Below are 25,819 nucleotides of genomic sequence, written 5' to 3'. Positions count from 1 at the left end.
GTGACAAGACCGGTACCTGCGGTTTTGCGGGGCGTAAAGCCGAGCGGAGTAGGCTGCGCTGGGATTTCGCACCCGGAGCAAACAGCACGGAGGGGCCGTACAACATGGGTCTGCGCGATGTGGTGGAGCGCACGCCGGGGCTGCGCTCCCTGCTGGACAACGCCTACCGGCTGTACGGGCGCCGGGTCGAGGTGCACCTGGCCAACACCCCGCACCACATCGGGGTGATCCTGGACGGCAACCGCCGCTGGGCCAAGGCGGCCGGCAACACCACCGCCTACGGCCACCAGCGCGGCGCCGACAAGATCAGCGAGTTCCTCGGCTGGTGCGAGGAGACCGGCGTCCGGGTGGTCACGCTGTGGATGCTCTCCACCGACAACCTCTCCCGGCCCGCCGAGGAGCTGGTGCCGCTGCTCGGCATCATCGAGGACGCGGTGCAGGGCCTGGTCGACGCCGGCCGCTGGAAGGTCAACCCGGTCGGCGCGCTCGACCTGCTGCCCGGCCACACCGCCGAGGTGCTCAAGCAGGCCGCCCAGACCACCGCGCACATCGACGGCGTCACCGTGAACGTGGCGATCGGCTACGGCGGCCGGCGGGAGATCGCCGACGCCGTCCGCTCGCTGCTGCAGGAGCACGCCGGCCGCGGCACCTCGATCGAGGAGCTGGCCGAGATCCTCGACGTCGAGCACATCGCCGAGCACCTCTACACCAAGGGCCAGCCCGACCCCGACCTGGTGATCCGCACCTCCGGCGAGCAGCGGCTGTCCGGCTTCCTGCTCTGGCAGTCCGCGCACAGCGAGTTCTACTTCTGCGAGGCCTACTGGCCGGCCTTCCGCAAGGTCGACTTCCTGCGGGCGCTGCGCGACTTCCAGCTGCGCAACCGCCGCATGGGCCTGTGACGCACTGACCTCCGGTCAGGCCCCCATACCCGTGGGACTGGTGGGAAAACGTTCACCAGTTGTGATCCCGAGGTTCGCTCCGGCGCGAATGCACCACCGCTCGCCTGGGAATACTCGAACCAGACCGGTACCCCGACCACCGGGGTCGCGGGGACCGGTGGGCCGCGGGTGACGTCGGGTCACCCGCTCAGGAGGGCTAGTGGTCAGTTCCAAGAGCCGCCGGACACCTGACCGGCGCACGTACGTCCTCGACACCAGCGTTCTCCTGGCCGACCCTCTCGCGATGAGCCGTTTCGAGGAACACGAGGTGGTCCTCCCGGTGGTCGTCGTGACCGAGCTGGAGGCCAAGCGACACCACCCGGAACTCGGCTACTTCGCCCGCCAGGCGCTGCGCCTGCTGGACGACTTCCGGGTCCGCTTCGGGCGCCTGGACGAGCCGATCCCGGTCGGCGAGCTGGGGGGCACCATCCGGGTCGAGCTGAACCACTCCGACACCTCGATCCTCCCGGCCGGCTACCGGGCCGGCGGCGGCGAGGCGGACACCAGGATCCTCGCGGTCGCCCGCAACCTGCAGGCGGAGGGCTACGACGTCACCGTCGTCTCCAAGGACCTGCCGCTGCGGATCAAGGCGAGTTCGGTGGGCCTGCTGGCCGAGGAGTACCGGGCCGAGCTGGCGATCACCTCCGGCTGGACCGGGATGACCGAGCTGCACGTGCCCGCCGACCGGGTCGACGCGCTCTTCGGGGCCGCCCACGACTCCGCCCTCGACATCGAGGGCGCCGAGCAACTCCCGGTCCACACCGGCCTGGTGCTGCACTCCGAGCGCGGCCGCGCGCTCGGCCGGGTCACCTCCGACGGCCGGGTCCGGCTGGTGCGCGGCGACCGCGAGGCGTTCGGGCTCCGCGGGCGCAGCGCCGAACAGCGGGTCGCCCTCGACCTGTTGCTCGACCCCGAGGTGGGGATCATCTCGATGGGCGGCCGGGCCGGCACCGGCAAGTCGGCGCTCGCCCTGTGCGCGGGCCTGGAGGCCGTCCTGGAGCGCCGCCAGCACCGCAAGGTGATGGTCTTCCGTCCGCTGTACGCGGTGGGCGGCCAGGAGCTCGGCTACCTGCCCGGCTCCGAGGCCGAGAAGATGGGCCCGTGGGCGCAGGCGGTCTTCGACACGCTCTCCGCGGTGACCACCCAGGACGTGATCGAGGAGGTCATCTCCCGGGGCATGCTGGAGGTCCTGCCGCTCACCCACATCCGCGGGCGCTCGCTGCACGACGCCTTCGTGATCGTGGACGAGGCGCAGTCGCTGGAGCGCAACGTGCTGCTCACCGTGCTCTCCCGGATCGGCCAGAACTCGCGGGTGGTGCTGACCCACGACGTCGCCCAGCGGGACAACCTGCGGGTCGGCCGGTACGACGGCGTGGTCGCGGTGGTGGAGAAGCTGAAGGGGCATCCGCTGTTCGCGCACATCACCCTGACGCGGTCGGAGCGTTCGCCGATCGCCGCACTGGTGACCGAGATGCTCGAGGACATCCAGCCCTAGGCATAACCGGACACACCGGGGCAAAGGGGCCTGACGTGCGGCGTCAGGCCCCTTTGCTGTCAGTCGAACTGACATCCCATCGACGGTTCGTCCACCAAACGGCCAGGTCGGGCAGGTCTGTGAGATCTGCCACGGCCAAGGGAATTGCGTAGACACACTCGCGTGCGGCATGGTGAGGGTTCTGTCAGGCCCCGCGTACGGCATTCACGCCCGGCAACTTCGGTCGGCGGGCGGAAAACTGAACACCGAAAGGCCGTACGCCGCTCGACGAGACCGCCCCTCCGGGCCCGCCCCGGGGAGACGGACGAGCCCGCGCCTCCCGTGACCGAGCAGGACGGAGGCCAGTGCCAGGGGCAGATTGCGCCCGAACGGTCATGGCCGGGCGACGCTGGAAGGAAACCATGTGACTCGGATCTCGGTCCGGGGAGTCGCTGTCGCCTCCGCCACCGCGGTGACCGCCGTCGGTGCAGTCGTGGGTGCGGCCTCGGGCAGCGAGGGCAAGACCGTGCAGACGGTCGACGTCGCGAGCGCCACCCTGCTCGCCGACGCGCCCACGGGTGCCCAGGCCCAGAACGTCAGCGACGGCATCAGCCGCCAGGCGAACGCCCAGCAGATCTCCGCCGACGCGGCCAACAAGAAGGCTGCGGAGGAGGCTGCCCGGCAGAAGGCCGCGGCCGACGCCCAGGCGAAGGCCGACGCGGACAAGGCGGCCAAGGCCGAGGCGGACAAGCGGCAGAAGGAAGAGGCCAACCGCTCCGCCGCCCGCAGCGTGCTCGCCACGGTCAGCCCGGGTTCGGTCCAGGACATGGCGCTGCAGATCATCGGCGACGCCAACCAGTTCCAGTGCTTCAGCCAGATCGTCAAGCGCGAGAGCGGCTGGGACTACACCGCCACCAACGCCTCCTCCGGCGCCTACGGCCTGGTCCAGGCGCTGCCGGGTTCCAAGATGGCCTCGGCCGGCGCGGACTGGCGCACCAACCCCGCCACCCAGATCAAGTGGGGCCTCAGCTACATGAACAGCCGCTACGGCAGCCCCTGCGGTGCCTGGTCGTTCTGGCAGGCCCACAGCTGGTACTAGGCCGCGGGTCGCGCCGCGGCAGCCATGCCGAAGGGCCCCGTCCTCCACGCGGAGGACGGGGCCCTTCGTGCTGCCGCGAGACAGCGGCCACGGTGCGGGCCGCTCCGCCCGGGCGGCGCTGACCAGTGCGCTCGCGGGCGGCGCGGTCCGGTGCGGACGCGGGGAAGCGGAGTGGGTCCTGGTTCCTCCGCTCCCGGCCGGTCCGCGGACAGAAGGTCCGGTCTGCATTCGGCCCCTTCCCGCTCCCGAACCGGGCGAAACCCACCGCTTCCCCCCGATTCGCACGGATTGTCCGCGAACGTAGTTCCGGGCCCCCGCCACCACCCCCGCACCCGGCAGGTAGCGTCGTACCGACGGCCGCCGACCGCGGCCGCACGGGAAGCACGACGGGGGAGCGGGGCAGTGACGGAGGACTCGCGGGGCACACCCCGCTGGCGCGGACTGGCCAAGGTCGGCGCCCTGGCGGCCGGCCTGTTCGCCGCCGCCGAACGCCGCCGCCGCGCGGCGATCAGCGCCGAGGCGCACGTCCTGGCCACCGAGCAGGCCGTGGAGCTCGCCGCCGAACGCGCCGCCCGGCGCACCGCCGAGCAGACGGCCCGTCAACTCGCCGAACACACCGGCCGACCGGCGGCCCCCACCGCCGCCGAGCAGCACGAAGGAGCGGCCGTGCGGGCCGACAGCGACACCGTCCCCTCGCCGCGCACCCCGCCGCCCGGCGACCACCCGGCCGGCGCCGCCCCGCTCGGCCGCCCCGCCAACCCGGTCGAGGCGGTGCCCTGGGTACTGCGGGTCGCCGCCGAGTCCACCTGGCGGCTGCTGCTGCTCGGTTTCGCGCTCTACGTGCTCTTCCGGGTCATCGACACCCTGCGCCTGGTCGCCTTCGCGGTGGTCGCCGCGCTGCTGATCTCCGCGCTGCTCGAACCCACCGTCTCCTGGCTGCGCCGCCACCGCGTGCCGCGCTCGCTGGCCGCCGCCGGCACCTTCCTCTCCGGCGTGGCCGGGATCGGACTGGTCGGCTGGTTCGTGGTCTGGCAGGTCTCCAGCAACCTCGACTCGGTCACCGGCAAGGTGCAGGCGGGTGTCCGGCAGCTGCGCGACTGGCTGGTCACCGGGCCGTTCCACCTGACCCAGGATCAGATCGACAACTTCACCAACCAGATCACCGCCGCCATCGGCAGCAACTCCGAGCAGCTCACCTCGGCCGGCTTCACCGGCGTCACCATCGCCGTCGAACTGCTCACCGGGGTGGTGCTCACCGCCTTCACCACCTTCTTCCTGCTCTACGACGGCGCCCGGGTCTGGTCCTGGGTGCTGCGCGGCCTGCCCCGGCACTCCCGCTACGCGATGGCCGGCGCCGGACCCAAGGCCTGGGCGACCCTGACCGCCTACGTCCGCGGCACCGTCGCCGTCGCCTTCATCGACGCGCTGTGCATCGGCATCGGCATCGAACTGCTCGGCGTGCCGCTGGCCATGCCGCTCGCGGTGATCATCTTCCTGGGGGCGTTCGTCCCGCTGGTCGGCGCGCTGGTCACCGGCGCGATCGCGGTCCTGATCGCGCTGGTCACCGTCGGGCCGTTCACCGCGCTGATGGTGCTGGTCGTCCTGGTCGCCGTCCAGCAGATCGAGGGCCACGTGCTGCAGCCGCTCATCCTCGGCCGCGCGGTGCGGGTCCACCCGCTCGGCGTGGTGCTCGGCGTCGCCGCCGGGTCGATCATCGGCGGCATCGCCGGCGCGATCGTCGCCGTCCCGCTGATCGCCGTCACCAACACCGTGGTCGGCCACCTGCGCCGCCGCAACGCCGCGGGCCAGGAGGTCTTCGAGGCCATCGAGGAGGCCCGCCACCACCAGTCCGCCTGAACACGCGAAAGGTCCGCCCGCGGGGACGAGTTCTCCCCGGGGCGGACCTTTCGGTACGTCAGGCCAGCTGGGCCTCGGCGTCCAGCACCGCGGCGACGGCCTGGACGGTGGCGGCGATCTTCACCGACGCCTGGATGACCTCGCGGTCGACGCCGGCCTTGCGCAGGACGCCCTCGTGGGAGTCCAGGCACTGGCCGCAGCCGTTGATCGCGGAGACCGCGAAGCACCACAGCTCGAAGTCGACCTTGTCGACGCCCGGGTTGCCGATGATGTTCATCCGCAGACCGGCCCGCATCGTCCCGTACTCCTTGTCGGAGAGCAGGTGCAGCGTCCGGTAGTAGACGTTGTTCATCGCCATGATCGCGGCCGCGCCCTTCGCGGCCTCGTAGGCCTCGGGCTTCAGGTACGACCGGGCCTCGGGCTCCAGCTCGCGCAGGACGATCGGCGAGCGGGTGGCCATCGCGCAGGCCAGCACGGTGCCCCAGAGCTGCTGCTCGGGGAGGTCGGAGTTGCCGATCACCGAGCCGAGGTTGAGCTTGAGGTCCTTGGCGTAGTCCGGCAGCGCGGCCTTGAGTTCGTCGAGGGCCATCGGGTCAGCCGGCCAGCAGGGCCTGCGCGTCGAGGGTGTCCTCGCCCTTGGTCCAGTTGCACGGGCACAGCTCGTCGGTCTGCAGGGCGTCGAGCACCCGCAGGACCTCCTTGGGGTTACGGCCGACCGAGCCGGCGGTCACCATGACGAACTGGATCTCGTTGTTCGGGTCCACGATGAAGACGGCGCGCTGGGCGGTGCCGTCCGCGCCCTCGACGCCGCAGTCCCGCATCAGCTCGTGCTTGACGTCGGCGAGCATCGGGAACGGCAGGTCGCGCAGGTCCTTGTGGTCCTTGCGCCAGGCGTGGTGGACGTACTCGGAGTCGCCGGAGACGCCGAGGATCTGGGCGTCGCGGTCGGCGAACTCGTCGTTCAGCTTGCCGAAGGCGGCGATCTCGGTCGGGCAGACGAAGGTGAAGTCCATCGGCCAGAAGAAGACGACCTTCCACTTGCCCTCGTAGGACTTGTGGTTGATCTCGGCGAACGCGGTCGCGGCGTCGAGGTCCACGCAGGCGTTCAGCTCGAACTCGGGGAACTTGTCACCGATGGTCAGCACGTTCGCTTCTCCAGGGTCTGAGATGAGGGTTGTCCGGATTGCGGACACACCCACCCTGGCACAGGCGCACTGATCAGTGAAATCGGCTCCGGCGTGCGACCTGATAGGCAAGTCCGATCAGTGCGGCAGACTGGGAGGAGCACCCGTCCGGCCGGCAGAGAGCGACCCGTGAAGAGCACCACCCCCCGCACCCCCACCGTCGCCCAGCTGCGGGCGTTCGCCGCGGTCGCCGAGCACCGGCACTTCCGGGAGGCCGCCGCCGCGATCGGCACCAGCCAGCCCGCGCTGTCCGGGGCGGTGGCCGCGCTGGAGGAGACGCTCGGCGCGCAGCTGGTGGAGCGCACCACCCGGCGGGTGGTGATCACCCCGCTCGGGGAGCGGGTCGCCGCGCACTCACGCCGGGTGCTGGCCTCGCTGCACGCGCTGACCGAGGAGGTGGAGGCCGCCCGCCGCCCGTTCACCGGCCCGCTGCACCTCGGCGTGATCCCCACCGTCGCGCCCTACCTGCTGCCGGCCGTGCTGCGGCTGGTCCGCGACTCCTACCCGGAGCTGGAACTGCACGTCCACGAGGAGCGCACCCCGTCGCTGCTGGAGGGGCTGGCCGTCGGACGGCTGGACCTGCTGCTGCTCGCCCTGCCCGCGGGCGGGGCCGCGCCGGTGCGCGAACTCCCGCTGTTCGACGAGGACTTCGTCCTGGTGGTGCCGCCCGAGCACGAGCTCGCCGGGCGGATCGACGTGCCCCGGGACGTGCTGCTCGACCTGGACGTGCTGCTGCTGGAGGAGGGCCACTGCCTGCGCGACCAGGCGCTCGACATCTGCCGGGAGGCGGGCGCCGAGACGGCCGGCGGCACCACCCGCGCGGCGGGCCTGTCCACCCTGGTCCAGCTGGTCGCGGGCGGCCTCGGCGTCACCCTGCTGCCCGCCACCGCGCTCGACGTCGAGGCCGGGCGCACCGACCGCCTCGCCGCGGTCCGCTTCGCCCACCCCACCCCCGGCCGCCGCATCGGCCTCGCCCACCGCCCGGGCTCCGCCCGCACCCCCGAGTACGACCGCTTCGCCACCGCCCTGCGCCAGGCCCTGGCGGGACTCCCGGTCCGGATCACCGCCTGACGGGAGTCGCTGCGCGACGGCCGTTCGGCAGGGAGGACATGACGGGTCGTCTCCCGCCGGCGCGGAGCGGGTTCCCGGGTATCGGGCGGAGTGGGCGCCGGGCCGGTGGCGCGCGCCGCCTGACGGACCGTCGGCGCGCGGAGCGGGGCCGGCCGACGTGGTTCCGGGTGGGCCGGTTGGGTGACGGTTCGCCGGATCGCCACCTGGCCGGATGCATGACGCTCCGGCGGGGCGGGGCATAACCGTCTCGGCAGCTCGGAGGAGGGGGTGGGACGTGTACGTGTCGCGGATCAGGGTGTCCGGAATGAAGTGCTTCGGCGGGCCGCGCGAGGTGGATCTGGCGATCCCCGACGGGCCCGGCTGGACGGTGCTGGCGGGGCCGAACGGGAGCGGGAAGAGCACCCTGCTGCGGGCCGTGGGGATGGCGCTCGGCGCGGTGGAGGCGGGCCCGGAGGAGCGCTGGCTCGCGGACGGCTACCGGGAGGCGTGGGTGGAGGCGGAACCGGCCCCGCGCTGGCGGATCGGCGACCCGCCCGCCCGGGCCCGGGCCCGGTACGTCGGCCGCGGCGACGGCCCGCAGGTGCGGCTCGCCGCGGAGCTGCTGGACGGCGAGGTGCTGCCCAACGGCTGGCGGGTCACCGACCCGGAGCGGCAGTACGTGGCCCGCGGCGGCCTGGAGGTCCCGCTGGACGAGCTCGGCGACGGCATCGCCGCGCTCGCCCGGCTGGTCAGCGCCGTCGCCGCGGACCACCGCCCCGGCCCGGTACTGCTCGACGACGTGGACCGGCAGCTGCACCCGGCGTGGCAGCAGCGGATCGGGCCGTGGCTGACCGAGCACTTCCCGCAGGCCCAGTTCGTGGTGGCCACCCACAGCCCGTACGTCTGCCAGGCCGCCGACCCGGGCGCGCTGGTGCACCTGCCCGACCCGGCGGAGGACCGGGCGCCGTACCGCCTCGACGAGGAACTGCACCAGCGGGTGCTGTACGGCAGCGGGGACGACACCGCGCTGTCCGAGCTGTTCGGGCTGCCCAGCGCCTACTCTCCGGCCGCCGAGGCCGAACGGCGGCTGCTGGTGCGGCTGGAGCGCAAGATGTACGCGGGACAGGCCACCGACGCGGAGGTGGCCGCGTACCGGGAGCTCGGCGCCAAGCTGAACAGCTCGCTGACCGCCCGGGTCGACGAGGTCACCGCGCGGCTGCTCGGCCGGGACCGGTGATCCCGCTCCAGCGGCCGCCGCTGCAGCCGAGGCTGGCCGCCGAACTCGACCGCGCCACCGCCGGGATACGCGCCGCCGGGCCGAACACCGCCTCCGGCCGCGCCGCCTGGCGCAAGGCCGTCCGCCCCAAGGCCCAACTCCGGCTGCTGCTGCGGCAGATGGCGCCCGGCCTGGAACGGTGCATGTACTGCGGGGACAACCTGGGCACCGACATCGACCACTTCGAGCCGATCGCCCAGGCGCCGCTGCGCACCTTCGACTGGCAGAACCACCTGCTGGCCTGCGCGCACTGCAACAGCAACCGCAAGCGCGACCGCTTCCCGCGCGACCCGGCCACCGGCGACCACCTGCTGGTCGACCCCTGCCGCGAGGACCCCGCCGACCACCTGCGGCTCTACCTGGAATCCGGCGAGTACGACCCGCTGACCGCCAAGGGCGAGGCCACCATCGAGGTGTTCGGCCTCAACGAGCGGCCCGAACTGGTCCGCGGCCGGCGGATGATGTTCGCCGTGGTCAAGGCGCTGCTGCTGACCTGGCGCGGCGCCGAGCCGGCCGAGGCCGCCGAGTACGCGGCGGCGCTGCGCGAACTCCACCACGCCGACGTGCTGCGCACCGTGCTGGGGCTGCGCCGGATCCCCCCGCTGGCCGCCGTGGTGCTCGGCGAGCCGGTGCTCGCCGCGCTCGACGAACTCATCGCGAACGGCGAGAGGTTCAAGGCCTGACCCGACGTCAGATCCGCTGCTCGAACCAGACCACCTTGCCCGCGCCCAGCCGGGTCGCGCCCCAGCGGTCCGCGCACCTGGCCACTATCTGCAGGCCGCGCCCGCGCTCCTCCTCCGGGCCGGCCCGGCGGGTGCGGGGCAGCGCTGCCGAGTCGTCGCCGACCTCGCAGCGCAGCACGGTGGTGCGCACCAGCCGCAGGGTGACCGGGCGGGTGGCGTGCTGGATCGCGTTGGTGACCAGTTCGGAGACCATCAACTCGCAGCTCTCGGACAGGTGTTCCAGGCCCCAGCGGCGCAGCGCGTGGCCGGCCAGGCGGCGCGCCCGGCCGGGGGTCTCGTGCCGGGGCTGGAGGTACCAGTAGGCGACGTCCTCGGCCGGGATGCCGTCGAAGGCGGCGGCCAGCAGCGCGATGTCGTCGGCCCGGTCGCCGGCCGGCAGGATCCGCAGCGCCTCCTGGCAGAGCTGGTCGGGGGTCAGCCGGTGCGCGCCGGCGAGGCGGTCGCGCAGCAGGTCCAGGCCGGTGCCGAGCGGGCGACGGCGGGTCTCCACCAGGCCGTCGGTGAACAGCAGCATCGCCGAGCCGGGCGGCGCGGGCAGCTCCACCGAGGAGAAGTCCACCCCGCCGACGCCGATCGGCGCGCCGGGCGGCAGCTCCAGCAGCCGGCTCTCGCCGTCCGGGCCGACCAGCACCGGCGGGACGTGCCCGGCGTTGGCGATCACCACCCGGTTGGTGATCGGGTCGTACACCGCGTACACACAGGTCGCCAAGTGGTGCTCGCGGCCCAGGCGTTGGGCCTGCTCGTCGAGGTGGTACAGCACCTCGTGCGGCGGCAGGTCGAGGCCGGCCAGGGTCTGCGCGCTGGTGCGCAGCTGGCCCATCACGGCGGCCGAGGTCAGCGAGTGGCCCATCACGTCGCCGACGATCAGCGCCACCCGGTTGCCCGGCAGCGGGATCGAGTCGTACCAGTCGCCGCCGACCTGCGCGCCGCGCTCGCCCGGCAGGTAGCGGTGGGCCAGGCGCACCCCGTGCGGCTGCGGCAGGTGCGCGGGCAGCATCGAGCGCTGCAGCTCGTCGGCGATCTCCCACTCGCGGGTGTAGCGCAGCGCGGTGTCGGCGGCCAGACCGGCGTGGGTGGCCAGGTGGGCGGCGGTCGCGGTGTCCGCCGGGTCGAAGGCGGCCGGGCGGCCGGCCACCGGACGGCGGATCAGCAGCAGCATCCCCAGCACCGCCTGACGCCCGTGCAGCGGCAGCGCCAGCAGCGCCGTGCCCGCCGCCAGTCGGCCCAGCGTCCTGGTGCCCAGCAGTTCGGCGAGCAGACCGTGCCGGGCCGTCGCCGCGGCGGCGTCCAGCACCACCGGCCCGGCCGCGACCCGCCGCTCCAGGGCCTGCTCCAGCGCCCCGCCGGGAAGCACCGGGCGCGCCCCGGAGCCCCGGCCCAGCCGGGTGCCCCGGGTGTGCAGCACCCGCAGGGCCGCGGGCCGTCCCGGGTCGCGTTCGACGTCCGGCAGCGGGTCGCGGACGAACACCGCCAGGGCGTCCGCCAGCGTGGGCACCAGCACCCGGCCGAGGTCGCGCAGGGTGGCGCGTAAGTCCAGCGAGTCGTTGATCTGCCGCGCCGCGGCGTCCAGGTACGCCAGCCGCTCCGCCAGCTGCGGCGGTCCGTCGGCACGCGGGGTCGCCCGCCCGGGCGGCGGGTGCCGCTGGACGGGGACGGCGGGCGGCTGCCCCGCCAGGGACTCCAAGTGGTCGCGCACGGGCTGCCCGATCTGCAGACGAAGGCTAGGAGGGCTGGTGACGGCCGGTCAGCCGGTGCGGCGACAGCGCAGGAACAGCTGGGTCTCCGGCGGCACCGCACTGCCCGCCGGGGCGTACGACCGGCCGTCCACCCGTTCCACCGCGAACCCGCGGTGCTCCAGCAGCCCGGCCAGCTCCTCGCGCAGGTAGCCGGTCACCCGGACCTCCTGGTCCAGGAACGGCAGCGGCGCGTCGTCCAGGTCCGCCTCCACCATGCCGACGGCCAACAGGCCGCCCGGGCGCAGCAGTTCGCGTACCCCGCCGAGCACCTCGGCGATCTCCGCGCGGGGCAGCATCAGCAAGGAGAAGAACGCCGCGGCGGCGTCCAGTGTTCCCGCCCCGGACGGACCCAACTCCGGTACGCCCCAAGCGGATCCGGCGCGTTCGGTAGCCAGGTCGACGATGTCCAGCCGGTGGAAGTCCGCGGTCGGCGCGGCCGCCCGGGCCTGCGCCAGCATGCCCTCGGAGAGGTCGACGCCGGTCACCCGCAGCCCGCCCTCGGCGAGCTGCCGGGCGGTCGGTTCGCCCGCCCCGCAGCCGACGTCCAGCACCCGGGCACCGGCCGGCAGCTCGGCCAGCAGCCAGTCACCGCACTCCAGTTGGCCCGACCTGGCCGGAAACACCTCTTGGTAGCGAGGGCCGATGGCATCGAACGCGGCGGCCTGGCGACCGCGTGCCGCCCGCCGCACCGCCGCCGCGGACGCCGGGTCGGCGGCGGCGGGGTCTGAAGTCTGTTCGTCCGTCACGATGACCTAGGCACCTCTCCCGCGCGCTGTCCTGCCCTACCCGTCGTGGCCCGTTCTCCGCTCCCGACCCTGGCCTTCGAGGATAAACGCGATCACCGCACGGTGGAGTCCGTTTCCGGTCAACCCGTGGTCGGTTGGGCGAATATCGCCCGCCAGGCGAAGCACACCGGTGCCCGCCGGGTAGCGCGCCACCCTCCCGCACGCCGCATGGCGCGGCCCCGCCATCCCCCCTGACCAGCCGTCTCGTCGGATCAACGGTCCCCGCGCCTGCGTTTATCGAACGTCAATCGCCGCCTGTCACAGTCTTCTCAGCGCCGGGGAAGCGTCAAAGCGTTCCCGCAGCCGGGGGGCTGCGGGGACGCTGACGCTCCCGGGGGAACGGCACCCGGCTCGGGGGGGACCTGGGGGGGAACGGGTGCTAAGGCGCAGGGGGAAGGGAGGGCTCGGTGTGCTGCTCGATGAGGCCCTGTACGGGGAGGGCCTCGGGCACACCGAGCCGCGTGAACACCGCAAGCGCCTCCTGAAGACACGCCAGCCCGCGCGCGGGCTGCCCCGACTTCAGGAGCGCCTCGCCCAGCGCCGCGTTGGCCATGCCCTGGCAGTACGCGGCCTCGATCTCCTGGGCGATCGACAGGGACTCCTCGGCCGCCTCGGCCGCCTGCGCGAACTGACCGTCCGCCAGCAGGCACGCCGCCAGCCGCGCCAGCGAGTAGCCCTCCCAGATCGGATGCTGCTGCGCCCGGTACAGCTGGTGCGCCTCCCGCAGGTGGACCGCCGCCTCGCCCGGTGACCCGGTCGAGCGCAGCACCACGCCCAACTGGTAGAGCGTGTCCGCCAGGCACGGCGCGTTGCCGGACGCCCGGGCCGCCGTCACCGCCTCGCGGGCGGCACCGACCGCCTCCTCGTGCCGGTCCAGGCCGACGTACGCGCGCGCCATGTTGGCGAGCAGCCGGGCCTCGCTGATCGTCGCGCCGACGCTGCGGCTCATCGCGTGCGCCTGCTGGTAGAACGGCAGCGCCTCGGCCGGCCGGCCGGCCATGATCAGGACGATCGCCAGGGCGTTCGCGGTCGAGATGCACAGCAGGGTGGGCTGCTCGGCCGGCTGCAGGGCGAGGCTCTCGCGCAGCGCCGCCTCGGCGCCCGCCAGGTCGCCCTCCACCCGGTGGATCTGGCCCAGCGCGTGGTGCACCCGGGCGAGGGTGGCGGTGTCCTGCTGGGCGGTGGCGTTGACCGCGGCCGCCCGCACCATCCGGTGGATCCGCGGCGCCAGGGTCGGGTCCTCGACCAGCGCGGACAGCAGCAGGACCAGGTCCACCGCCGGGCGCAGCACGTCCAGCGGCGCGCCCGCGGCGGCCTCGACGCTGCTCAGCAGCACCGCGTTCTCCGAGCGGAGCCAGCCGCGCGCGCCGTCGCTGTCCGGGAAGGACACCCCGGCCGAGCGGGTGCGGTGCAGCGTCTCGGTCAGCATGTCGTCGGGCTCGATCACCTGGGCGGCGTTCTGCATGGTGGCCAGCAGCACGTCGAGCAGCCGCAGCAGGGCGGCCTGCTGCTCGCCGACGTCGCCGAGCTTGGCGTTCTGCCGCTGGGCGTACAGCCGCAGCAGGTCGTGGTAGCGGTAGCGGCCAGGGGTGAAGCACTCCAGCATGTTCGCCTCGACCAGGGCCTCGGCGAGGTCCTCGGCCTCCTGTTCGGCGGTGCCGAGCAGGGCGGCGACGGCGGTCAGCGGCAGGTCGGGGGAGTCCACCACCGACAGCAGCCGGAACGCCCGGGCCTCCTGCGGCCGCAGCTGCGCGTAACCGAGTCCCAGGGTGGTCTCCACGGCGAGGTTGCCGAGCTGGAGCTCCTGGAGCCGGTTGCGCTGGTCCGCTAACCGCCGGGCGAGGTCCGACACGCTCCAGCGCGGCCGGCTGGCCAGCCGCGCCGCGGCGATGCGCACCGCCAGCGGCAGGAACCCGCACGAGGTCACCACCGCAAGTGCCGCCTCCGGTTCGGCCGCCACCCGCTCGACCCCGACGATCGCCGAGAACAGCGCCAGCGCCTCCTCGGGCGTCAGCTCCTCGATGTCCACCAGGTGCGCGCCGGGGATCTCGGCCAGCCGGGAGCGGCTGGTGACCATCACGGCGTTGCCCGACACTCCGGGGATCAGCGGCGTCAACTGCTGGGCGTCCCGGGCGTTGTCGAGCAGGATCAGCATCCGCTTGTCGGCGAGCAGCGAGCGGTACAGCGCCGCGCGCTGCTCCAGCGAGTCCGGGGCGTCGGAGGTGCCCAGGGCGTGCAGGAAGTCGCCGAGCACGACCGCCGGGTCGGCCGGCGAGGCGCCGGCGCCGCGCAGGTCGACGTAGAGCTGGCCGTCCGGGAAGTCCGGCCGCAGGCTGTGCGCCACGTGCACCGCCAGGGTGGTCTTGCCGACCCCGCCGATTCCGGCCAGCGAGGTCACCACGACGGCTTGGCCGGATCCCGCCCTCAGCACGTCGCGCAGCTCGCTGACCACCTTCGAGCGTCCGCTGAAGTCCGAGACGTCGGCCGGGAGTTGGGCGGGCGGAAGGAACGGGGTGGCGTCCTCGGCGACGGCCTTCGCCGGGGTCGCCAGGGCGGCCATCAGCTCGGGGTCGCCGGCCAGGATGCGGGCGTGCATCGCCGCCAGCCCGCTGCCCGGCTCCACGCCGAGCTCCTCGATCAGCAGCTTGCGGGTGTCCGCGTAGACGCCCAGCGACTCGGCCTGCCGGCCGCTGCGGTACAGCGCCAGCATCAGCAGCTCGCGCAGCCCTTCGCGCAGCGGGTAGGCGGCCGAGAGCGAGTTGAGCTCGGCGACCACCTCGGCGTGCAGGCCGATCTCCAGCGCCATGGCGCAGCGCTCCTCGGCGACCGCGAGCTGGCGCTCCGTCAGCCGGCCGCGCTGGGCCTCCGCGTACGGCCCGGGCACCCCGGGCAGCGGACGGCCGCTCCAGCGGGCCAGCGCGGACACCAGCCCGTCGTGGGCGGCCCGGAAGTCCCCCTCGGTGCGGGCGTTCGCCGCGTCGGCGACCTGCTGTTCGAAGACCGCGAGGTCCAGGGCGTCGGCCGGGATCCGCAGGGCGTAGCCGTCGCTGACCGAGACCAGGACCTCGGAGGGCCGGCGGCTGGCCCGGTTCGGCTCCAGGACGGACCGGAGCCGGGAGATGTAGGTGCGCAGTGCGGCGACCGCCTGCGGCGGCGTCCGTTCGCCCCAGATGCCGTCCACCAGGTCGTCGGTGGTCACCGGACGGCCCTCGCTGAGCAACAGGGCGACCAGTACCGCCTGTTGCTGGGGCGAGCCGAGAGCCAACTGTGCGTCACCACGCCACGCCTGGACAGGGCCGAGCACTTGGAAGCGCAGCGCGTCGGCGGAGCGCGTCCCTTGTAGCTCCATGTCCTCCCCTGTGGCCGATGAACCGTCTGCTTCCCACTCTGACACCGGTCGTGTGGGGGCGTCAGCTTATGAGGAAGCGCGCAAACATCCACCAAGCGGGTGCGCGGTGGGACGTTTATAAGACATTTAGCGGTGCCTAGGATACTGTCCGCGCGCCCGGGGACAGCCTTCCGGGCGTTCCACGCCCTTGAATGGAAAGGCGGCCCACCCCATGGCCGACGACACCACCACGCCCGTTCCCGTGGCCGCCGAGGCGACCCCGGCCCCGGTCGAGCACACCGCCGCCCCGGCCGACCCGAACGCGATCGAGCACGCCCTGGAGGTGCTGGCCGAGCAGCCGGCCGCCCCCGAGACGGAGCTCCCGGTCACCGGCGACAAGAAGACCGACGAGACCTTCGAGCCGCTCGGCACCGTCACCAACTGCCCCTGATCTCCGGTGGCCGAAAAGCCCCGGTCCGCTTGCGGGCCGGGGCTTTCGCCGTCAGGGCGTCACTGCGCCGAGCGGACCCGCAGGTTGGTGATCAGCGGGCCGTCGGTCACCTCGGCGAAGAAGTCGTTGCCCTTGTCGTCCACCACGATGAACGCCGGGAAGTCCTCGACCTCGATCCGCCAGACCGCCTCCATGCCGAGCTCGGGGTACTCCAGCACCTCGACCTTCTTGATGCAGTCCTGGGCGAGCCGGGCCGCCGGGCCGCCGATCGAGCCCAGGTAGAAGCCGCCGTGCTCGTTGCAGGCCTTGGTGACCTGCTTGGAGCGGTTGCCCTTGGCCAGCATCACCATCGAGCCGCCGGCCGCCTGGAACTGGTCGACGTAGGAGTCCATCCGGCCGGCCGTGGTCGGGCCGAAGGAGCCGGAGGCGAAGCCCTCGGGGGTCTTGGCCGGGCCCGCGTAGTACACCGGGTGGTCCTTCATGTACTGCGGCATGCCCTCGCCCGCGTCCAGGCGCTCCTTGATCTTGGCGTGCGCGATGTCGCGGGCCACCACCAGGGTCCCGGTGAGCGAGAGCCGGGTCTTCACCGGGTACTTGGAGAGCTCGGCGCGGACCTCGGCCATCGGGCGGTTCAGGTCGACCCGGACCACGTCGTCGTCGAGGTGCTCGTCGGTGGTCTCCGGCAGGTACTTCGCCGGGTCGGTCTCCAGCTGCTCCAGGAAGACGCCCTCGGCGGTGATCTTGCCGAGCGCCTGGCGGTCGGCCGAGCAGGAGACCGCCATCGCGACCGGCAGCGAGGCGCCGTGCCGGGGCAGGCGGATCACCCGGACGTCGTGGCAGAAGTACTTGCCGCCGAACTGGGCGCCGATGCCGATCTTCTGGGTCAGCTCGAAGACCTTCTGCTCCAGCTCCAGGTCGCGGAAGCCGTGCCCGGTCCTCGCGTCGCCGCCGGTCGGCAGGTTGTCCAGGTAGTGCGCGGAGGCGTACTTGGCGGTCTTCAGCGCGAACTCCGCGCTGGTGCCGCCGACCACGATCGCCAGGTGGTACGGCGGGCAGGCCGCGGTGCCCAGCGAGCGGATCTTCTGCTCCAGGAAGGAGAGCATCGACGACTCGTTGAGGATCGCCTTGGTCTCCTGGTACAGGTACGACTTGTTCGCCGAGCCGCCGCCCTTCGCCATGAACAGGAACTTGTAGGCGTCCCCGTCGGTGGCGTACAGCTCGATCTGGGCCGGCAGGTTGTTGCCGGTGTTCTTCTCGTCCCACATGGTCACCGGCGCCATCTGCGAGTAGCGCAGGTTCAGCTTGGTGTACGCGTCGTACACGCCGCGCGCGATGGCGGACTCGTCGGCGCCCGGGGTCAGCACGTTCTGCCCGCGCTTGCCCATCACGATCGCGGTGCCGGTGTCCTGGCACATCGGCAGGATGCCGCCGGCCGAGATGTTGACGTTCTTCAGCAGGTCCAGCGCCACGAAGCGGTCGTTCGGGCTGGACTCCGGGTCGTCCAGGATGCGGCGCAGCTGGGCCAGGTGGGCCGGGCGCAGGTAGTGCGAGATGTCGTGCATCGCCTCGGCGGTGAGCAGCCGCAGCGCCTCCGGCTCGACCTGCAGGAAGGTGCGTCCGCCGGCCTCGAAGGTGGAGACGCCCTCGGAGGTGAGCTTGCGGTACGGCGTGGTGTCCGCACCGAGCGGGAGCAGGTCGCTGTAGGCGAACTCTGGAGCCATGGGGAAGATCCTCAGTTCTTTCTTCGGCTTCGTCGACGAGGCACCGTCCAGGGTAGGCGCTGCGGGAGCGGCCCCGGCGGGCAGGTAAGCCTGCGTGACGGGGGTCACGCGCTTTGCGTCGAACCATCGTTCGGGCGGCGGGCGTGCTCGCTAGGCTTGTGACGTGGACAACTCTCCCGCGCAGCACCCGCAGGGCCAGCAGCCCGCGCCGAAGCCGAACCACCCCGCCCCGGCCGCCGAGCTGCGGGCCTCGGACGCCGACCGCGAGCGTGTCGCCGACCTGCTGCGCGACGCCTACGCCGAGGGCCGGCTCACCGTCGACGAGCACGCCGAACGCATCGAGGCGGCCTACACCGCCCGCACCTTCGGCGAGTTGGAGCCGCTCACCCGCGACCTGCCGAACCACCCCGGCGCGGTCCGGCACGACCTGACCAAGCCCCCGCTGGAGGCCCCGGCCGCCGCCCCGCGGCCGCCGCTGCCCCCGGCCCGGGCCGAAGCGCCCACCATGGTCGCGGTGTTCGGCGGCGCCACCCGCAAGGGCCGCTGGCGGGTCGGGTCCCACCTGAAGGCCGTCGCGGTCTTCGGCGGCGTGGAGATCGACCTCAGCGACGCGGTGTTCGAGTCGCCCGAGGTGGTGATCGAGGTGGTCGCGGTCTTCGGCGGCGTGGAGATCAAGGTCCCCGAGAACGTCAGCCTGCACGGGAGCGGCACCGGGATCTTCGGCGGCTTCGAGGTCCGCGAGCAGACCGCCGCCGACCCGTACGCCCCGGTGGTGCGGCTCAAGGGCGCCGCGGTCTTCGGCGGCGTCGAGGCCAAGCCGGCCCGCGGCAAGAAGCTCCGCGAGTGGGTCCGCCGACAGCTGGAGGGCTGACCGGCCGGGCTGACCAGCGGTGTTCCGACGGAGCGTCAACTCGCTTCGCGGCACTCGTTGTTGCCTCGAGTGCAGGCTGTAGCCGGATGCGTGCGGTGTGCATGAATCGGTGAGTGGCGGGGTAGTTCCAATCGCACATCACTCCTGTACGGCTGTGACCCCGCGGGTCGGCGACGGTGCCACGGCGGGAGCACGGGGCAGTCGGGCAGGAGGCGACCCATCCCCGAGCCGTGAGCCTGGTCAGGAGTAACCGTGCTGCATCCGATCGAGTCCAGCGCACCAGCCGCCGCCCGCCGCCCGGCGGCGCCGCCCGACCTGGACGACAGCCCCTGGCACACCGGCGCCGCCTGCCGCAGCGACGAGGCCGGGCTGTTCTTCGCGCCCTCCAAGGAGCCGACGGCCGCCCGGTTGTCCCGCGAGGAGCAGGCCAAGCGGGTGTGCGCCCGCTGTCCGGTCCTGCTGGAGTGCCGCGAGCACGCCCTCGCCCAACCCGAGCCGTACGGCGTCTGGGGCGGCCTGACCGCCGCCGAACGCCGCGTCGTCCTCGCCAGGAGGCGCCGCCGCGAGGCGGAGATCCGCGACGCGCGGAGGCTGAGCACCCGGATAGCCGGCTGACAGGACGACGACAGGGGCGCCGGGGGAGGTCCCCCGGCGCCCCTGTCGTCCGCCGTCGTCCGCTCGCGGAGCGTCAGTTCGCCCGGTCGAAGTCGATCGCGCTGTAGGCCCGCAGCTTCGCCAGCTTGTGGGTGGAGTCGATCTGCCGAATCGTTCCGCTCTTCGAGCGCATGACCAGCGACGAGGTGGTCGCGGTCTCCTGGCGGTAGTGGACGCCGCGCAGCAACTCGCCGTCGGTGATGCCGGTGGCGACGAAGAACACGTTCTCGCCGCTGACCAGGTCGTCCGTGCTGAGCACCCGGTCCAGGTCGTGGCCGGCGTCGAGCGCCTTCTGCCGCTCCGCCGCGTCCTTGGGCCACAGCCGGCCCTGGATGACGCCGCCCATGCACTTCATCGCGCAGGCCGCGATGATGCCCTCCGGGGTGCCGCCGACACCCATCAGCAGGTCGATGCCGGTGCCCTCGCGGGCGGCCATGATGGCGCCGGCGACGTCGCCGTCGGAGATGAACTTGATCCGGGCGCCGGCCTCGCGGATCTCCCGGACCAGGTCGTCGTGGCGGGGCCGGTCGAGCACCACCACGGTGACGTCCTCGACGGCGGAGCCCTTGGCCTTGGCGACCCGGCGGATGTTGACCGCGGCGGGGGCGGTGATGTCCACGTAGTCGGCGGCCTCGGGGCCGCAGACCAGCTTGTCCATGTAGAAGACCGCGCTGGGGTCGAACATGGTGCCGCGGTCGGCGACCGCCAGCACCGCGACGGCGTTGTTCATGCCCTTCGCGGTCAGCGTGGTCCCGTCGACCGGGTCGACCGCGACGTCGCACTCGGCGCCGGTGCCGTCGCCGACCCGCTCGCCGTTGTAGAGCATCGGGGCCTCGTCCTTCTCGCCCTCGCCGATGACGACGACGCCGTTCATCGAGACGGTCGAGACGAGGGTGCGCATGGCCTTGACGGCCGCGCCGTCGGCGCCGTTCTTGTCGCCGCGGCCGACCCAGCGGCCGGCGGCCATCGCCGCGGCTTCGGTGACCCGGACCAGTTCGAGGGCGAGGTTGCGGTCGGGGGCCTCCGGGGCGACCTCCAGAGCGCGGGGAAGTGCATGCGGGTACTGCGTGGTCATCGTCGTGACCTCTCTGTACGCGACGGCCAGTGAGCGCCCGGCCACTGCCTGGCAGGAACGCTGCGTTGAGGGTGCTGCGATCGTATCCGCACGTGGGACCGGCGTCTGTGGCGCACTCCCCGGCGCACCGCGACAGGACCCCGGGGGCGGCGGCCGGTGCACGGGTCGGGCATAAGCGACGCCTACCATGTGCGGGTGGCAGGCAACAGCAGCAACAGGGGCCGTCAGACGGTGCGGGACATGGTCCTGTCCATGGCGGCGATCGGCGTCGTGGTGGCGATCGGGTACTTCAGCATCCCGAGCGCCGAGAGCAAGGACGGGGTGCACCCCGTCTCGTACCGGGTCGAGCTGGCCTCGGCGAAGCGCGCCGCCCCGTACCCGCTGCTCGGCCCGGAGGGCTTGCCGGACGGCTGGCGGGCCACTTCGGTCAGCTACGCCAAGGACAAGCAGGGCCACAACGTCTGGCACCTCGGCTTCAACACCCCGACCGGCCAGTACGCGGCGATCGAGCAGAGCGACGGCAGCGCGGACGCCGTGGTGGCGGAGAACGTCCCCGGCGGCAGGCCGGACGGCAGCTCCAGCGTCGCCGGCCAGGAGTGGCAGCGCGTCCAGGGCGACCGCTACCGGGCGCTCACCCGCCCCAGCGGCAGCGCCACCACGGTGCTCACCGGCACCGCCTCGTACGAGGAACTCGCGCAGCTCGCCCAGTCGCTGAAGTAGCGTCGGCGCCGGGAGACGCACGAAGGGCCGCCGCCGCGGCGGGGGCCCTTCGCGTCGCACGCACCGGATCAGACGGTGGTGACGACCTGCTCGTAGGACAGGCGCGGGCTGCGCGGGAACCACGCCTCCTCGCCCGGCTTGCCGATGTTCACCACGGCCAGCACCGAGTGCTCGCCGTCGCCGAAGAACTCCTTGTTCAGGCCCTGGGCGTCGTAGCCGGTCATCGGGCCGGCGGCCAGGCCGGCCGCGCGCACGCCGATGATGAAGTAGGCGGCCTGCAGGGCGCCGTTCAGGGTGGCGGAGGCCTCGCGCACCGGGCGCTCGGAGAAGAACATGTCCTTGGCCTGCGGGAAGTGCGGCAGCTGCTCCGGCAGTTCCTCGTGGAACTCGTTGTCCGCGGCCAGGATCGCCACCAGCGGGGCGGTCAGGGTCTTCGCCTTGTTGCCGTCGGCCAGGTGCTGCACGAGGCGCTCGCGGGCCTCCGTGGAGCGGACCAGGACCACGCGCAGCGGCTGCTGGTTGAACGCGGTCGGGCCGAACTTCACCAGGTCGTAGATCGCCTGGACCTGCTCGTCGCTGACCGGCTCGTCCGTGAAGGTGTTGGCGGTCCGGGCCTCGCGGAACAGCAGGTCCTGGGCGGCGGCGTCGAGTGCCAGGGTCATGATGTCCTACCTCAAGCTGGGGGCGGGGTTCTCGGTGCGGGCGGAGTGCCGCACGGTGCCTTCCAACTTCGGTGAACGTTAAACAATTCCTCGGGGCGATCGTGACGTGTCTCACACCGCCCCGGGCGTCACTCCCCGGCGGACTCCTCCGCCGCCAGCGCCGCGTCCAGCCGGGCCCGGGCGCCGTCCAGCCAGCGCTGGCAGACCTTCGCCAGCTGCTCGCCGCGCTCCCACAGCGCCAGCGACTCCTCCAGCGACGTCCCGCCGTTCTCCAGCCGCCGGACCACCTCCAGCAGCTCGTCCCGCGCCTGCTCGTACCCGAGCGCCTGCTCCGGAGCCGCTCCGCCGCCCTGCTGTTCTGCCATGCCGCCCAGGTTAGGCGCTGCGGCCGACAAAACCCCTCGTGGCCCGGCAAAACCGTTTGCGCCCCCGCCTACGCTGCCGGACATGAGCACCCCGAACACGCCCCGCCCGGCCCGGCCGGAGGACGCCGCGGAACTGGTCCGGCTGCGCACCCTGATGTTCGAGTCGATGCAGGGCGAGGCCCGCCCCGGCCCCTGGCAGGACACCGCACTGCGGCTGCTGACCCGTCAACTCGCCGAGCCGCTGCGACGGTTGCAGGCCTTCGTGGTCGACGACCCGGACCGCCCCGGCGCCCTGGCCAGCTGCGCGGTCGGCACCCTGGAGGAGCGGCTGCCCGCCCCCGGCCACCCGGACGGGCGGTTCGGCTTCGTCTTCAACATCTGCACCGACCCGGCCCGCCGCGGCCGCGGCCACGCCCGGGCCTGCACCGCGGCGCTGCTGGCCTGGTTCGACGAACAGCGGGTCACCCGGATCGACCTGCACGCCACCGAGGGCGGCGAGGCGCTCTACCGCAGCCTCGGCTTCCACGAGCACTCCACCGCGCTGTCCCGCCAGCGGCTGCTCGCCGACTGACCGCCCGCCGACTGGCCGCCCGCCGGCGCGCCGCCCGGCCGCCGCGGGCCCACCGTGATCCGGGCGGCCGCCCGGACGTCCTCGGCCAGCGAACGGCGAAGGTTCAGCCGGGCCCGGTAGGTGAGGGTCTTCACCGCGCCGACCCGCAGCCCGATCCGGTCGGCGATCTCGTGCGAGCTGAGGTCCTCCCAGTACTTCAGGGTCACCACCACCCGCTGACGCTCGTTCAGCACCTGCAGCGCCGCGCAGACCCGGGCCGCCTCGGCGGCGGCTATCACCGACTCCTCGACCCGCACCCCCGAGTCGCGGTCGGCGACCGCCGCCACCGCGGACTCCCGCCGGGTCGAGCGGCGCTTCTCGTGGTCGAGCAGCACATTGCGGGCGATGGTGAACATCCACGCGCCGAGATCCTTGCCGGTCCACCGATAGCCTCGAATTCCCGCCATTGCCCTGACAAAAGTGTCCTGGGCGAGATCCTCGGCCAGTGGCCGATTGGCGGTCCGGCGGAGCAGGAACGCGAGCACCGCGCCGTGATAGCGGCGGTACAGCTCCGACCAGGCATCGGGGTCACCGGACTTCGCGGCCTCGATCAGCGCGGGCGTCACCACCGGTCTGTCGGATGGGGAGGGGTCCATGCCGAACCTCCGGGAGGGCTCCGGAAAAAGGGAAGGGCCGTCACGCTACGACTCGGTACAAGGCGGTGCAAGCAGTTCGCGGGAATCACCCGCGAATGCCGCGAAAGAGGTGGAGCCGAGGGGGCTCGTTGGGATTCCCGCGAGCCGGGTTCCGAACCGCCGGGGAATTCCTGACAGTCAGTCAGGCATTTCCCCCACCCGCACGTCGAAGGCGCCGCCGGCCACCCGGGCGTGCAGCCGCTCGCCGTCCGCGACCTGCCCCGGGTCCGTCACCACCGCGCCGTCCGGCCGCTGCAGCACCGCGTACCCGCGCTCCAGCGTGGCCAGCGGCGACAGCGCCACCACCCGGGCCAGCGCGTGCCCGAGATCGGTCTGCGCATGGTCCAGGCGGTGCCCCAGCACCCGCCGGGCCCGCTCCGCCAGCGCCGCCACCTCCTCGCCGCGCGCCTCCACCGCCCGGGCCGGCGCGGCCAGCGCCGGACGGCTGCGCACCGAGGCCAGCCCCGCCAGCTCCCGGTCCACCCGGTGCTGCACGTAGCGGCGCGCCCGGTCCCGCAACTGCCGCACCCGGGCCAGCTCCTCGCCGACGTCCGGCACCACCCGCTTCGCCGCGTCGGTCGGGGTGGACGCCCGCAGGTCCGCCACGAAGTCCAGCAGCGGCTGGTCCGGCTCGTGGCCGATCGCGCTCACCACCGGGGTGGCGGCCGCGGCCACCGTACGGATCAACTCCTCGTCGGAGAACGGCAACAGGTCCTCCACGCTGCCGCCGCCGCGGGCCACCACGATCACCTCGACCTCCGGCAGGGCGTCCAGCTCGCGCACCGCCGCGCACACCTGCCGCGCCGCCTGCGGCCCCTGCACCAGCACGTTCCGCACCTCGAAGCGCACCGCGGGCCAGCGCCGCCGGGCGTTCTCCAGCACGTCCCGCTCCGCCGCCGAACCGCGGCCGGTCACCAGGCCCACGCAGCCCGGCAGGAACGGCAGCGGCTTCTTCCGGGCCTCCTCGAACAGGCCTTCGGCGACCAGCTTGCGCTTCAACTGCTCCAGCCGGGCCAGCAGTTCACCGAGCCCGACGAGCCGGATCTCGCTCGCCCGCAGCGACAGCGTGCCGCGCGCCGTGTACCACTCCGGCTTCGCGTGCACGATCACCCGCGAGCCCTCCTGCACGGCCTCCGCCACCTGCTCGAACACCGAACGGAAGCAGGTCACCGTCAGCGACACGTCCCGGTCCGGGTCCCGCAGCGTCAGGAACACCATCCCCGCCCCCGGCCGCCGGCTCAGCTGCGCGATCTGCCCCTCGACCCACACCTCGCCCAGCCGATCGACCCACCCGCCGATCAGCGCCGAAACCTTCCCCACCGGCAGCGGGGCTTCAGGAGTGCTCGGATTGGCCATACCAGCAGGCTAGCGCCGCCCCGCGACACCACGACCCGTCAGCGCGGCCCGTCCGGCACCGGCACGCCGGCGGCCCGCTCGCGCGTCGCCGCCAGCGCGTCGGTGAGCCGGTGCTTCAGCGCCCGCGACAGCGGCCGTTCGACCAGCCGGTGCACCAGCCAGGCGGCCAGCAGCATCCCGGCGGTGAGCAGCCCGACCAGCGGCCACGGCGCGATCCGGCCGTGCAGCAGCCGGATCGCCGTCCAGCCGATCTCCTCGTGCATCAGGTACAGCGGGTAGGTGAGCGCCCCGGCGATGGTCAGCCACCGGCCGCGCAGCCAGGACAACTTGCCCAGCGCGAGCGCGATCATCGCCAGGTACCCGAGCGTCATCAGCGCGATCGCGGGCATCTCGCGCATCGGGTGCCCCAGCTGGTCGCTCAGGCCGAGGCTGTAGCGGGCCACCTGGTTCACCGAGAACAGCCACGACAGCAGCACGATGCCCCACAGCAGCGGGGTCGGCCCGTGACGGTACATCAGGTACATCGCGATGCCCGCCACGAAGTACGAGGAGAACTCCGGCATCACCACGTAGTCGGCGAACGGCAGCCGCCCCGCGAACACCGAGGCCACCGACCACAGCAGGCAGAACGCCACGACCCGGCGGTAGGTCAGGCCCTTCCAGACCACCAGCGCGAACAGCAGGTAGAAGCGCATCTCCACCCAGAGCGTCCAGTACACCGCGTCCACCGAGCCGACGCCGAGCGGCTCGTGCAGCATCGTCAGGTTCAGCAGCACGTCCCGCACGTGGGCGGGATGGTGCAGCACCGGCCACAGGGTCAGCACGGCGGTGGTGGCCAGCACCGCGAACCAGTACGCCGGGTACAGCCGCACCACGCGGGAGACGAAGAACGCGCCGAGCCCGCGGCCCCAGCTGCTCATGCAGATCACGAAGCCGCTGATCAGGAAGAACAGCTCGACGCCGGTCCAGGTGTAGGTGCCGAACCGGGACGCGGTGGGGAACACCTGGGCAGTCGTGCGGCCCCACGCGTTGTGTGCGGCGTCCGGCCCGCCGCCGTAGCCCACGTAGTGGTGGAACACCACCAGCAGGGCGGCCACCAGCCGCAGTCCGTCCAGGGCGACCAGGCGGGGCCGACGGGAGATCTTCGGCGCGGCGGCGGGGAGGACCGCGCCTGTCCGTTCGGGCACGAGCGTTGTTCGCATTCCGCGCATGCTAGCGACTGTGAAACG

The 25,819-nt window shown here is 73.0% G+C and carries 24 protein-coding genes; 12 read left to right on the top strand and 12 right to left on the bottom strand.

Going from position 1 to position 25,819, the window contains the following annotated elements; translation table 11 throughout:
- The first annotated feature begins 104 nt into the window (after positions 1–104).
- From ACWD4U_RS12760 to ACWD4U_RS12745, 4 genes are all read left to right on the top strand, one after another.
- Positions 105–899, top strand: coding sequence for an isoprenyl transferase (locus tag ACWD4U_RS12760; protein ID WP_363451824.1), 795 nt, complete (start codon positions 105–107; stop codon positions 897–899).
- A 199-nt stretch (positions 900–1,098) separates the two neighbouring features.
- The gene (locus ACWD4U_RS12755) at positions 1,099–2,433 is read left to right on the top strand and encodes a PhoH family protein (RefSeq protein WP_363451822.1); all 1,335 of its coding nucleotides are present in this window, start codon (positions 1,099–1,101) and stop codon (positions 2,431–2,433) included.
- Between the two features lie 403 nt (positions 2,434–2,836).
- Positions 2,837–3,511, top strand: a complete 675-nt coding sequence (locus tag ACWD4U_RS12750; protein ID WP_363451820.1) for an aggregation-promoting factor C-terminal-like domain-containing protein — start codon at positions 2,837–2,839, stop codon at positions 3,509–3,511.
- Positions 3,512–3,913: 402 nt separating this feature from the next.
- Positions 3,914–5,368 (top strand): AI-2E family transporter, encoded by a 1,455-nt coding sequence (locus ACWD4U_RS12745; protein WP_363451818.1) that lies wholly within the window; start codon positions 3,914–3,916, stop codon positions 5,366–5,368.
- 58 nt (positions 5,369–5,426) lie between these two features.
- Here ACWD4U_RS12745 and ACWD4U_RS12740 read toward each other — a convergent pair whose 3' ends face one another.
- Entirely contained in the window at positions 5,427–5,957 is a 531-nt protein-coding gene (locus ACWD4U_RS12740) for an alkyl hydroperoxide reductase (protein WP_363451816.1), read from the bottom strand.
- A gap of 4 nt (positions 5,958–5,961) precedes the next feature.
- Complete coding sequence (locus ACWD4U_RS12735) at positions 5,962–6,513, bottom strand: peroxiredoxin (RefSeq protein ID WP_363451814.1); 552 nt, start codon at positions 6,511–6,513, stop codon at positions 5,962–5,964.
- A 168-nt stretch (positions 6,514–6,681) separates the two neighbouring features.
- Between ACWD4U_RS12735 and ACWD4U_RS12730 the strand changes: the two genes are divergently transcribed.
- The 3 genes from ACWD4U_RS12730 to ACWD4U_RS12720 all read left to right on the top strand — a co-directional run bounded on the left by ACWD4U_RS12730 (position 6,682) and on the right by ACWD4U_RS12720 (position 9,561).
- Entirely contained in the window at positions 6,682–7,623 is a 942-nt protein-coding gene (locus ACWD4U_RS12730; protein ID WP_363451812.1) for a LysR substrate-binding domain-containing protein, read from the top strand.
- A gap of 211 nt (positions 7,624–7,834) precedes the next feature.
- Positions 7,835–8,839, top strand: coding sequence for an AAA family ATPase (locus ACWD4U_RS12725; RefSeq protein WP_449787180.1), 1,005 nt, complete (start codon positions 7,835–7,837; stop codon positions 8,837–8,839).
- Complete coding sequence (locus ACWD4U_RS12720; protein ID WP_363451808.1) at positions 8,836–9,561, top strand: HNH endonuclease; 726 nt, start codon at positions 8,836–8,838, stop codon at positions 9,559–9,561. The genes ACWD4U_RS12725 and ACWD4U_RS12720 overlap by 4 nt, the downstream gene beginning before the upstream one ends.
- 7 nt (positions 9,562–9,568) lie before the next feature.
- Here the strand turns inward: ACWD4U_RS12720 and ACWD4U_RS12715 are convergent, their stop codons facing one another.
- The 3 genes from ACWD4U_RS12715 to ACWD4U_RS12705 all read right to left on the bottom strand — a co-directional run bounded on the left by ACWD4U_RS12715 (position 9,569) and on the right by ACWD4U_RS12705 (position 15,491).
- Positions 9,569–11,317 (bottom strand): ATP-binding SpoIIE family protein phosphatase, encoded by a 1,749-nt coding sequence (locus tag ACWD4U_RS12715; RefSeq protein WP_363451806.1) that lies wholly within the window; start codon positions 11,315–11,317, stop codon positions 9,569–9,571.
- Between the two features lie 48 nt (positions 11,318–11,365).
- Positions 11,366–12,046, bottom strand: coding sequence for a class I SAM-dependent methyltransferase (locus ACWD4U_RS12710; RefSeq protein WP_449787186.1), 681 nt, complete (start codon positions 12,044–12,046; stop codon positions 11,366–11,368).
- Positions 12,047–12,521: 475 nt separating this feature from the next.
- A complete protein-coding gene (locus tag ACWD4U_RS12705) occupies positions 12,522–15,491 on the bottom strand; it encodes an AfsR/SARP family transcriptional regulator (protein ID WP_363451802.1) in 2,970 nt (989 codons plus the stop codon).
- Between the two features lie 211 nt (positions 15,492–15,702).
- On the opposite strand from ACWD4U_RS12705, the gene ACWD4U_RS12700 reads away from it, so the two are divergent.
- Positions 15,703–15,921, top strand: coding sequence for a hypothetical protein (locus tag ACWD4U_RS12700; RefSeq protein ID WP_363451800.1), 219 nt, complete (start codon positions 15,703–15,705; stop codon positions 15,919–15,921).
- A gap of 59 nt (positions 15,922–15,980) precedes the next feature.
- Here the strand turns inward: ACWD4U_RS12700 and ACWD4U_RS12695 are convergent, their stop codons facing one another.
- Positions 15,981–17,642: a fumarate hydratase gene (locus ACWD4U_RS12695; RefSeq protein WP_363451798.1), complete on the bottom strand. Its 1,662-nt coding sequence runs from the start codon at positions 17,640–17,642 to the stop codon at positions 15,981–15,983.
- A 163-nt stretch (positions 17,643–17,805) separates the two neighbouring features.
- On the opposite strand from ACWD4U_RS12695, the gene ACWD4U_RS12690 reads away from it, so the two are divergent.
- Together ACWD4U_RS12690 and ACWD4U_RS12685 are read left to right on the top strand one after the other, a co-directional pair.
- The gene (locus tag ACWD4U_RS12690) at positions 17,806–18,513 is read left to right on the top strand and encodes a DUF1707 SHOCT-like domain-containing protein (RefSeq protein WP_363451796.1); all 708 of its coding nucleotides are present in this window, start codon (positions 17,806–17,808) and stop codon (positions 18,511–18,513) included.
- A gap of 252 nt (positions 18,514–18,765) precedes the next feature.
- Positions 18,766–19,128 (top strand): WhiB family transcriptional regulator, encoded by a 363-nt coding sequence (locus tag ACWD4U_RS12685; RefSeq protein WP_449787179.1) that lies wholly within the window; start codon positions 18,766–18,768, stop codon positions 19,126–19,128.
- Positions 19,129–19,201: 73 nt separating this feature from the next.
- On the opposite strand, the gene glpX is transcribed toward ACWD4U_RS12685, so the two are convergent.
- The gene (glpX, locus tag ACWD4U_RS12680; protein WP_363451794.1) at positions 19,202–20,242 is read right to left on the bottom strand and encodes a class II fructose-bisphosphatase; all 1,041 of its coding nucleotides are present in this window, start codon (positions 20,240–20,242) and stop codon (positions 19,202–19,204) included.
- A gap of 195 nt (positions 20,243–20,437) precedes the next feature.
- On the opposite strand from glpX, the gene ACWD4U_RS12675 reads away from it, so the two are divergent.
- Entirely contained in the window at positions 20,438–20,962 is a 525-nt protein-coding gene (locus ACWD4U_RS12675) for a DUF4245 domain-containing protein (RefSeq protein WP_363451792.1), read from the top strand.
- 68 nt (positions 20,963–21,030) lie between these two features.
- Here the strand turns inward: ACWD4U_RS12675 and ACWD4U_RS12670 are convergent, their stop codons facing one another.
- Positions 21,031–21,624 carry a malonic semialdehyde reductase gene (locus ACWD4U_RS12670; protein WP_363451790.1) on the bottom strand — a complete coding sequence of 198 codons (594 nt, stop codon included), beginning with the start codon at positions 21,622–21,624 and terminating at the stop codon, positions 21,031–21,033.
- 128 nt (positions 21,625–21,752) lie between these two features.
- Positions 21,753–21,989 (bottom strand): exodeoxyribonuclease VII small subunit, encoded by a 237-nt coding sequence (locus tag ACWD4U_RS12665; RefSeq protein ID WP_363451788.1) that lies wholly within the window; start codon positions 21,987–21,989, stop codon positions 21,753–21,755.
- 82 nt (positions 21,990–22,071) lie between these two features.
- On the opposite strand from ACWD4U_RS12665, the gene ACWD4U_RS12660 reads away from it, so the two are divergent.
- Positions 22,072–22,560: a GNAT family N-acetyltransferase gene (locus tag ACWD4U_RS12660; RefSeq protein WP_363451786.1), complete on the top strand. Its 489-nt coding sequence runs from the start codon at positions 22,072–22,074 to the stop codon at positions 22,558–22,560.
- Here the strand turns inward: ACWD4U_RS12660 and ACWD4U_RS12655 are convergent.
- From ACWD4U_RS12655 to ACWD4U_RS12645, 3 genes are all read right to left on the bottom strand, one after another.
- Positions 22,494–23,195, bottom strand: coding sequence for an RNA polymerase sigma factor (locus ACWD4U_RS12655; protein WP_363451784.1), 702 nt, complete (start codon positions 23,193–23,195; stop codon positions 22,494–22,496). The two genes, ACWD4U_RS12660 and ACWD4U_RS12655, sit on opposite strands and share 67 nt — an antisense overlap.
- 177 nt (positions 23,196–23,372) lie before the next feature.
- Entirely contained in the window at positions 23,373–24,590 is a 1,218-nt protein-coding gene (xseA, locus tag ACWD4U_RS12650; RefSeq protein ID WP_363451782.1) for an exodeoxyribonuclease VII large subunit, read from the bottom strand.
- 38 nt (positions 24,591–24,628) lie between these two features.
- The gene (locus tag ACWD4U_RS12645; protein WP_363451780.1) at positions 24,629–25,792 is read right to left on the bottom strand and encodes an acyltransferase family protein; all 1,164 of its coding nucleotides are present in this window, start codon (positions 25,790–25,792) and stop codon (positions 24,629–24,631) included.
- Between the last annotated feature and the right edge of the window lie 27 nt (positions 25,793–25,819).

Source organism: Kitasatospora sp. NPDC002522 (genome assembly GCF_053595195.1).
This window is presented reverse-complemented; position numbering and strand designations above follow the sequence as displayed.

Excerpts from the sequence above, each read along its gene's own strand:
- xseA (WP_363451782.1), bottom strand. The coding sequence starts at position 24,590 with ATGGCCAATCCGAGCACTCCTGAAGCCCCGCTGCCGGTGGGGAAGGTT.
- glpX (WP_363451794.1), bottom strand. The coding sequence starts at position 20,242 with ATGACCACGCAGTACCCGCATGCACTTCCCCGCGCTCTGGAGGTCGCC.
- ACWD4U_RS12705 (WP_363451802.1), bottom strand. The coding sequence starts at position 15,491 with ATGGAGCTACAAGGGACGCGCTCCGCCGACGCGCTGCGCTTCCAAGTG.
- ACWD4U_RS12740 (WP_363451816.1), bottom strand. The coding sequence starts at position 5,957 with ATGGCCCTCGACGAACTCAAGGCCGCGCTGCCGGACTACGCCAAGGAC.
- ACWD4U_RS12660 (WP_363451786.1), top strand. The coding sequence starts at position 22,072 with ATGAGCACCCCGAACACGCCCCGCCCGGCCCGGCCGGAGGACGCCGCG.
- ACWD4U_RS12725 (WP_449787180.1), top strand. The coding sequence starts at position 7,835 with ATGCATGACGCTCCGGCGGGGCGGGGCATAACCGTCTCGGCAGCTCGG.
- ACWD4U_RS12655 (WP_363451784.1), bottom strand. The coding sequence starts at position 23,195 with ATGGACCCCTCCCCATCCGACAGACCGGTGGTGACGCCCGCGCTGATC.
- ACWD4U_RS12670 (WP_363451790.1), bottom strand. The coding sequence starts at position 21,624 with ATGACCCTGGCACTCGACGCCGCCGCCCAGGACCTGCTGTTCCGCGAG.
- ACWD4U_RS12645 (WP_363451780.1), bottom strand. The coding sequence starts at position 25,792 with ATGCGAACAACGCTCGTGCCCGAACGGACAGGCGCGGTCCTCCCCGCC.
- ACWD4U_RS12695 (WP_363451798.1), bottom strand. The coding sequence starts at position 17,642 with ATGGCTCCAGAGTTCGCCTACAGCGACCTGCTCCCGCTCGGTGCGGAC.
- ACWD4U_RS12665 (WP_363451788.1), bottom strand. The coding sequence starts at position 21,989 with ATGGCAGAACAGCAGGGCGGCGGAGCGGCTCCGGAGCAGGCGCTCGGG.
- ACWD4U_RS12760 (WP_363451824.1), top strand. The coding sequence starts at position 105 with ATGGGTCTGCGCGATGTGGTGGAGCGCACGCCGGGGCTGCGCTCCCTG.
- ACWD4U_RS12700 (WP_363451800.1), top strand. The coding sequence starts at position 15,703 with ATGGCCGACGACACCACCACGCCCGTTCCCGTGGCCGCCGAGGCGACC.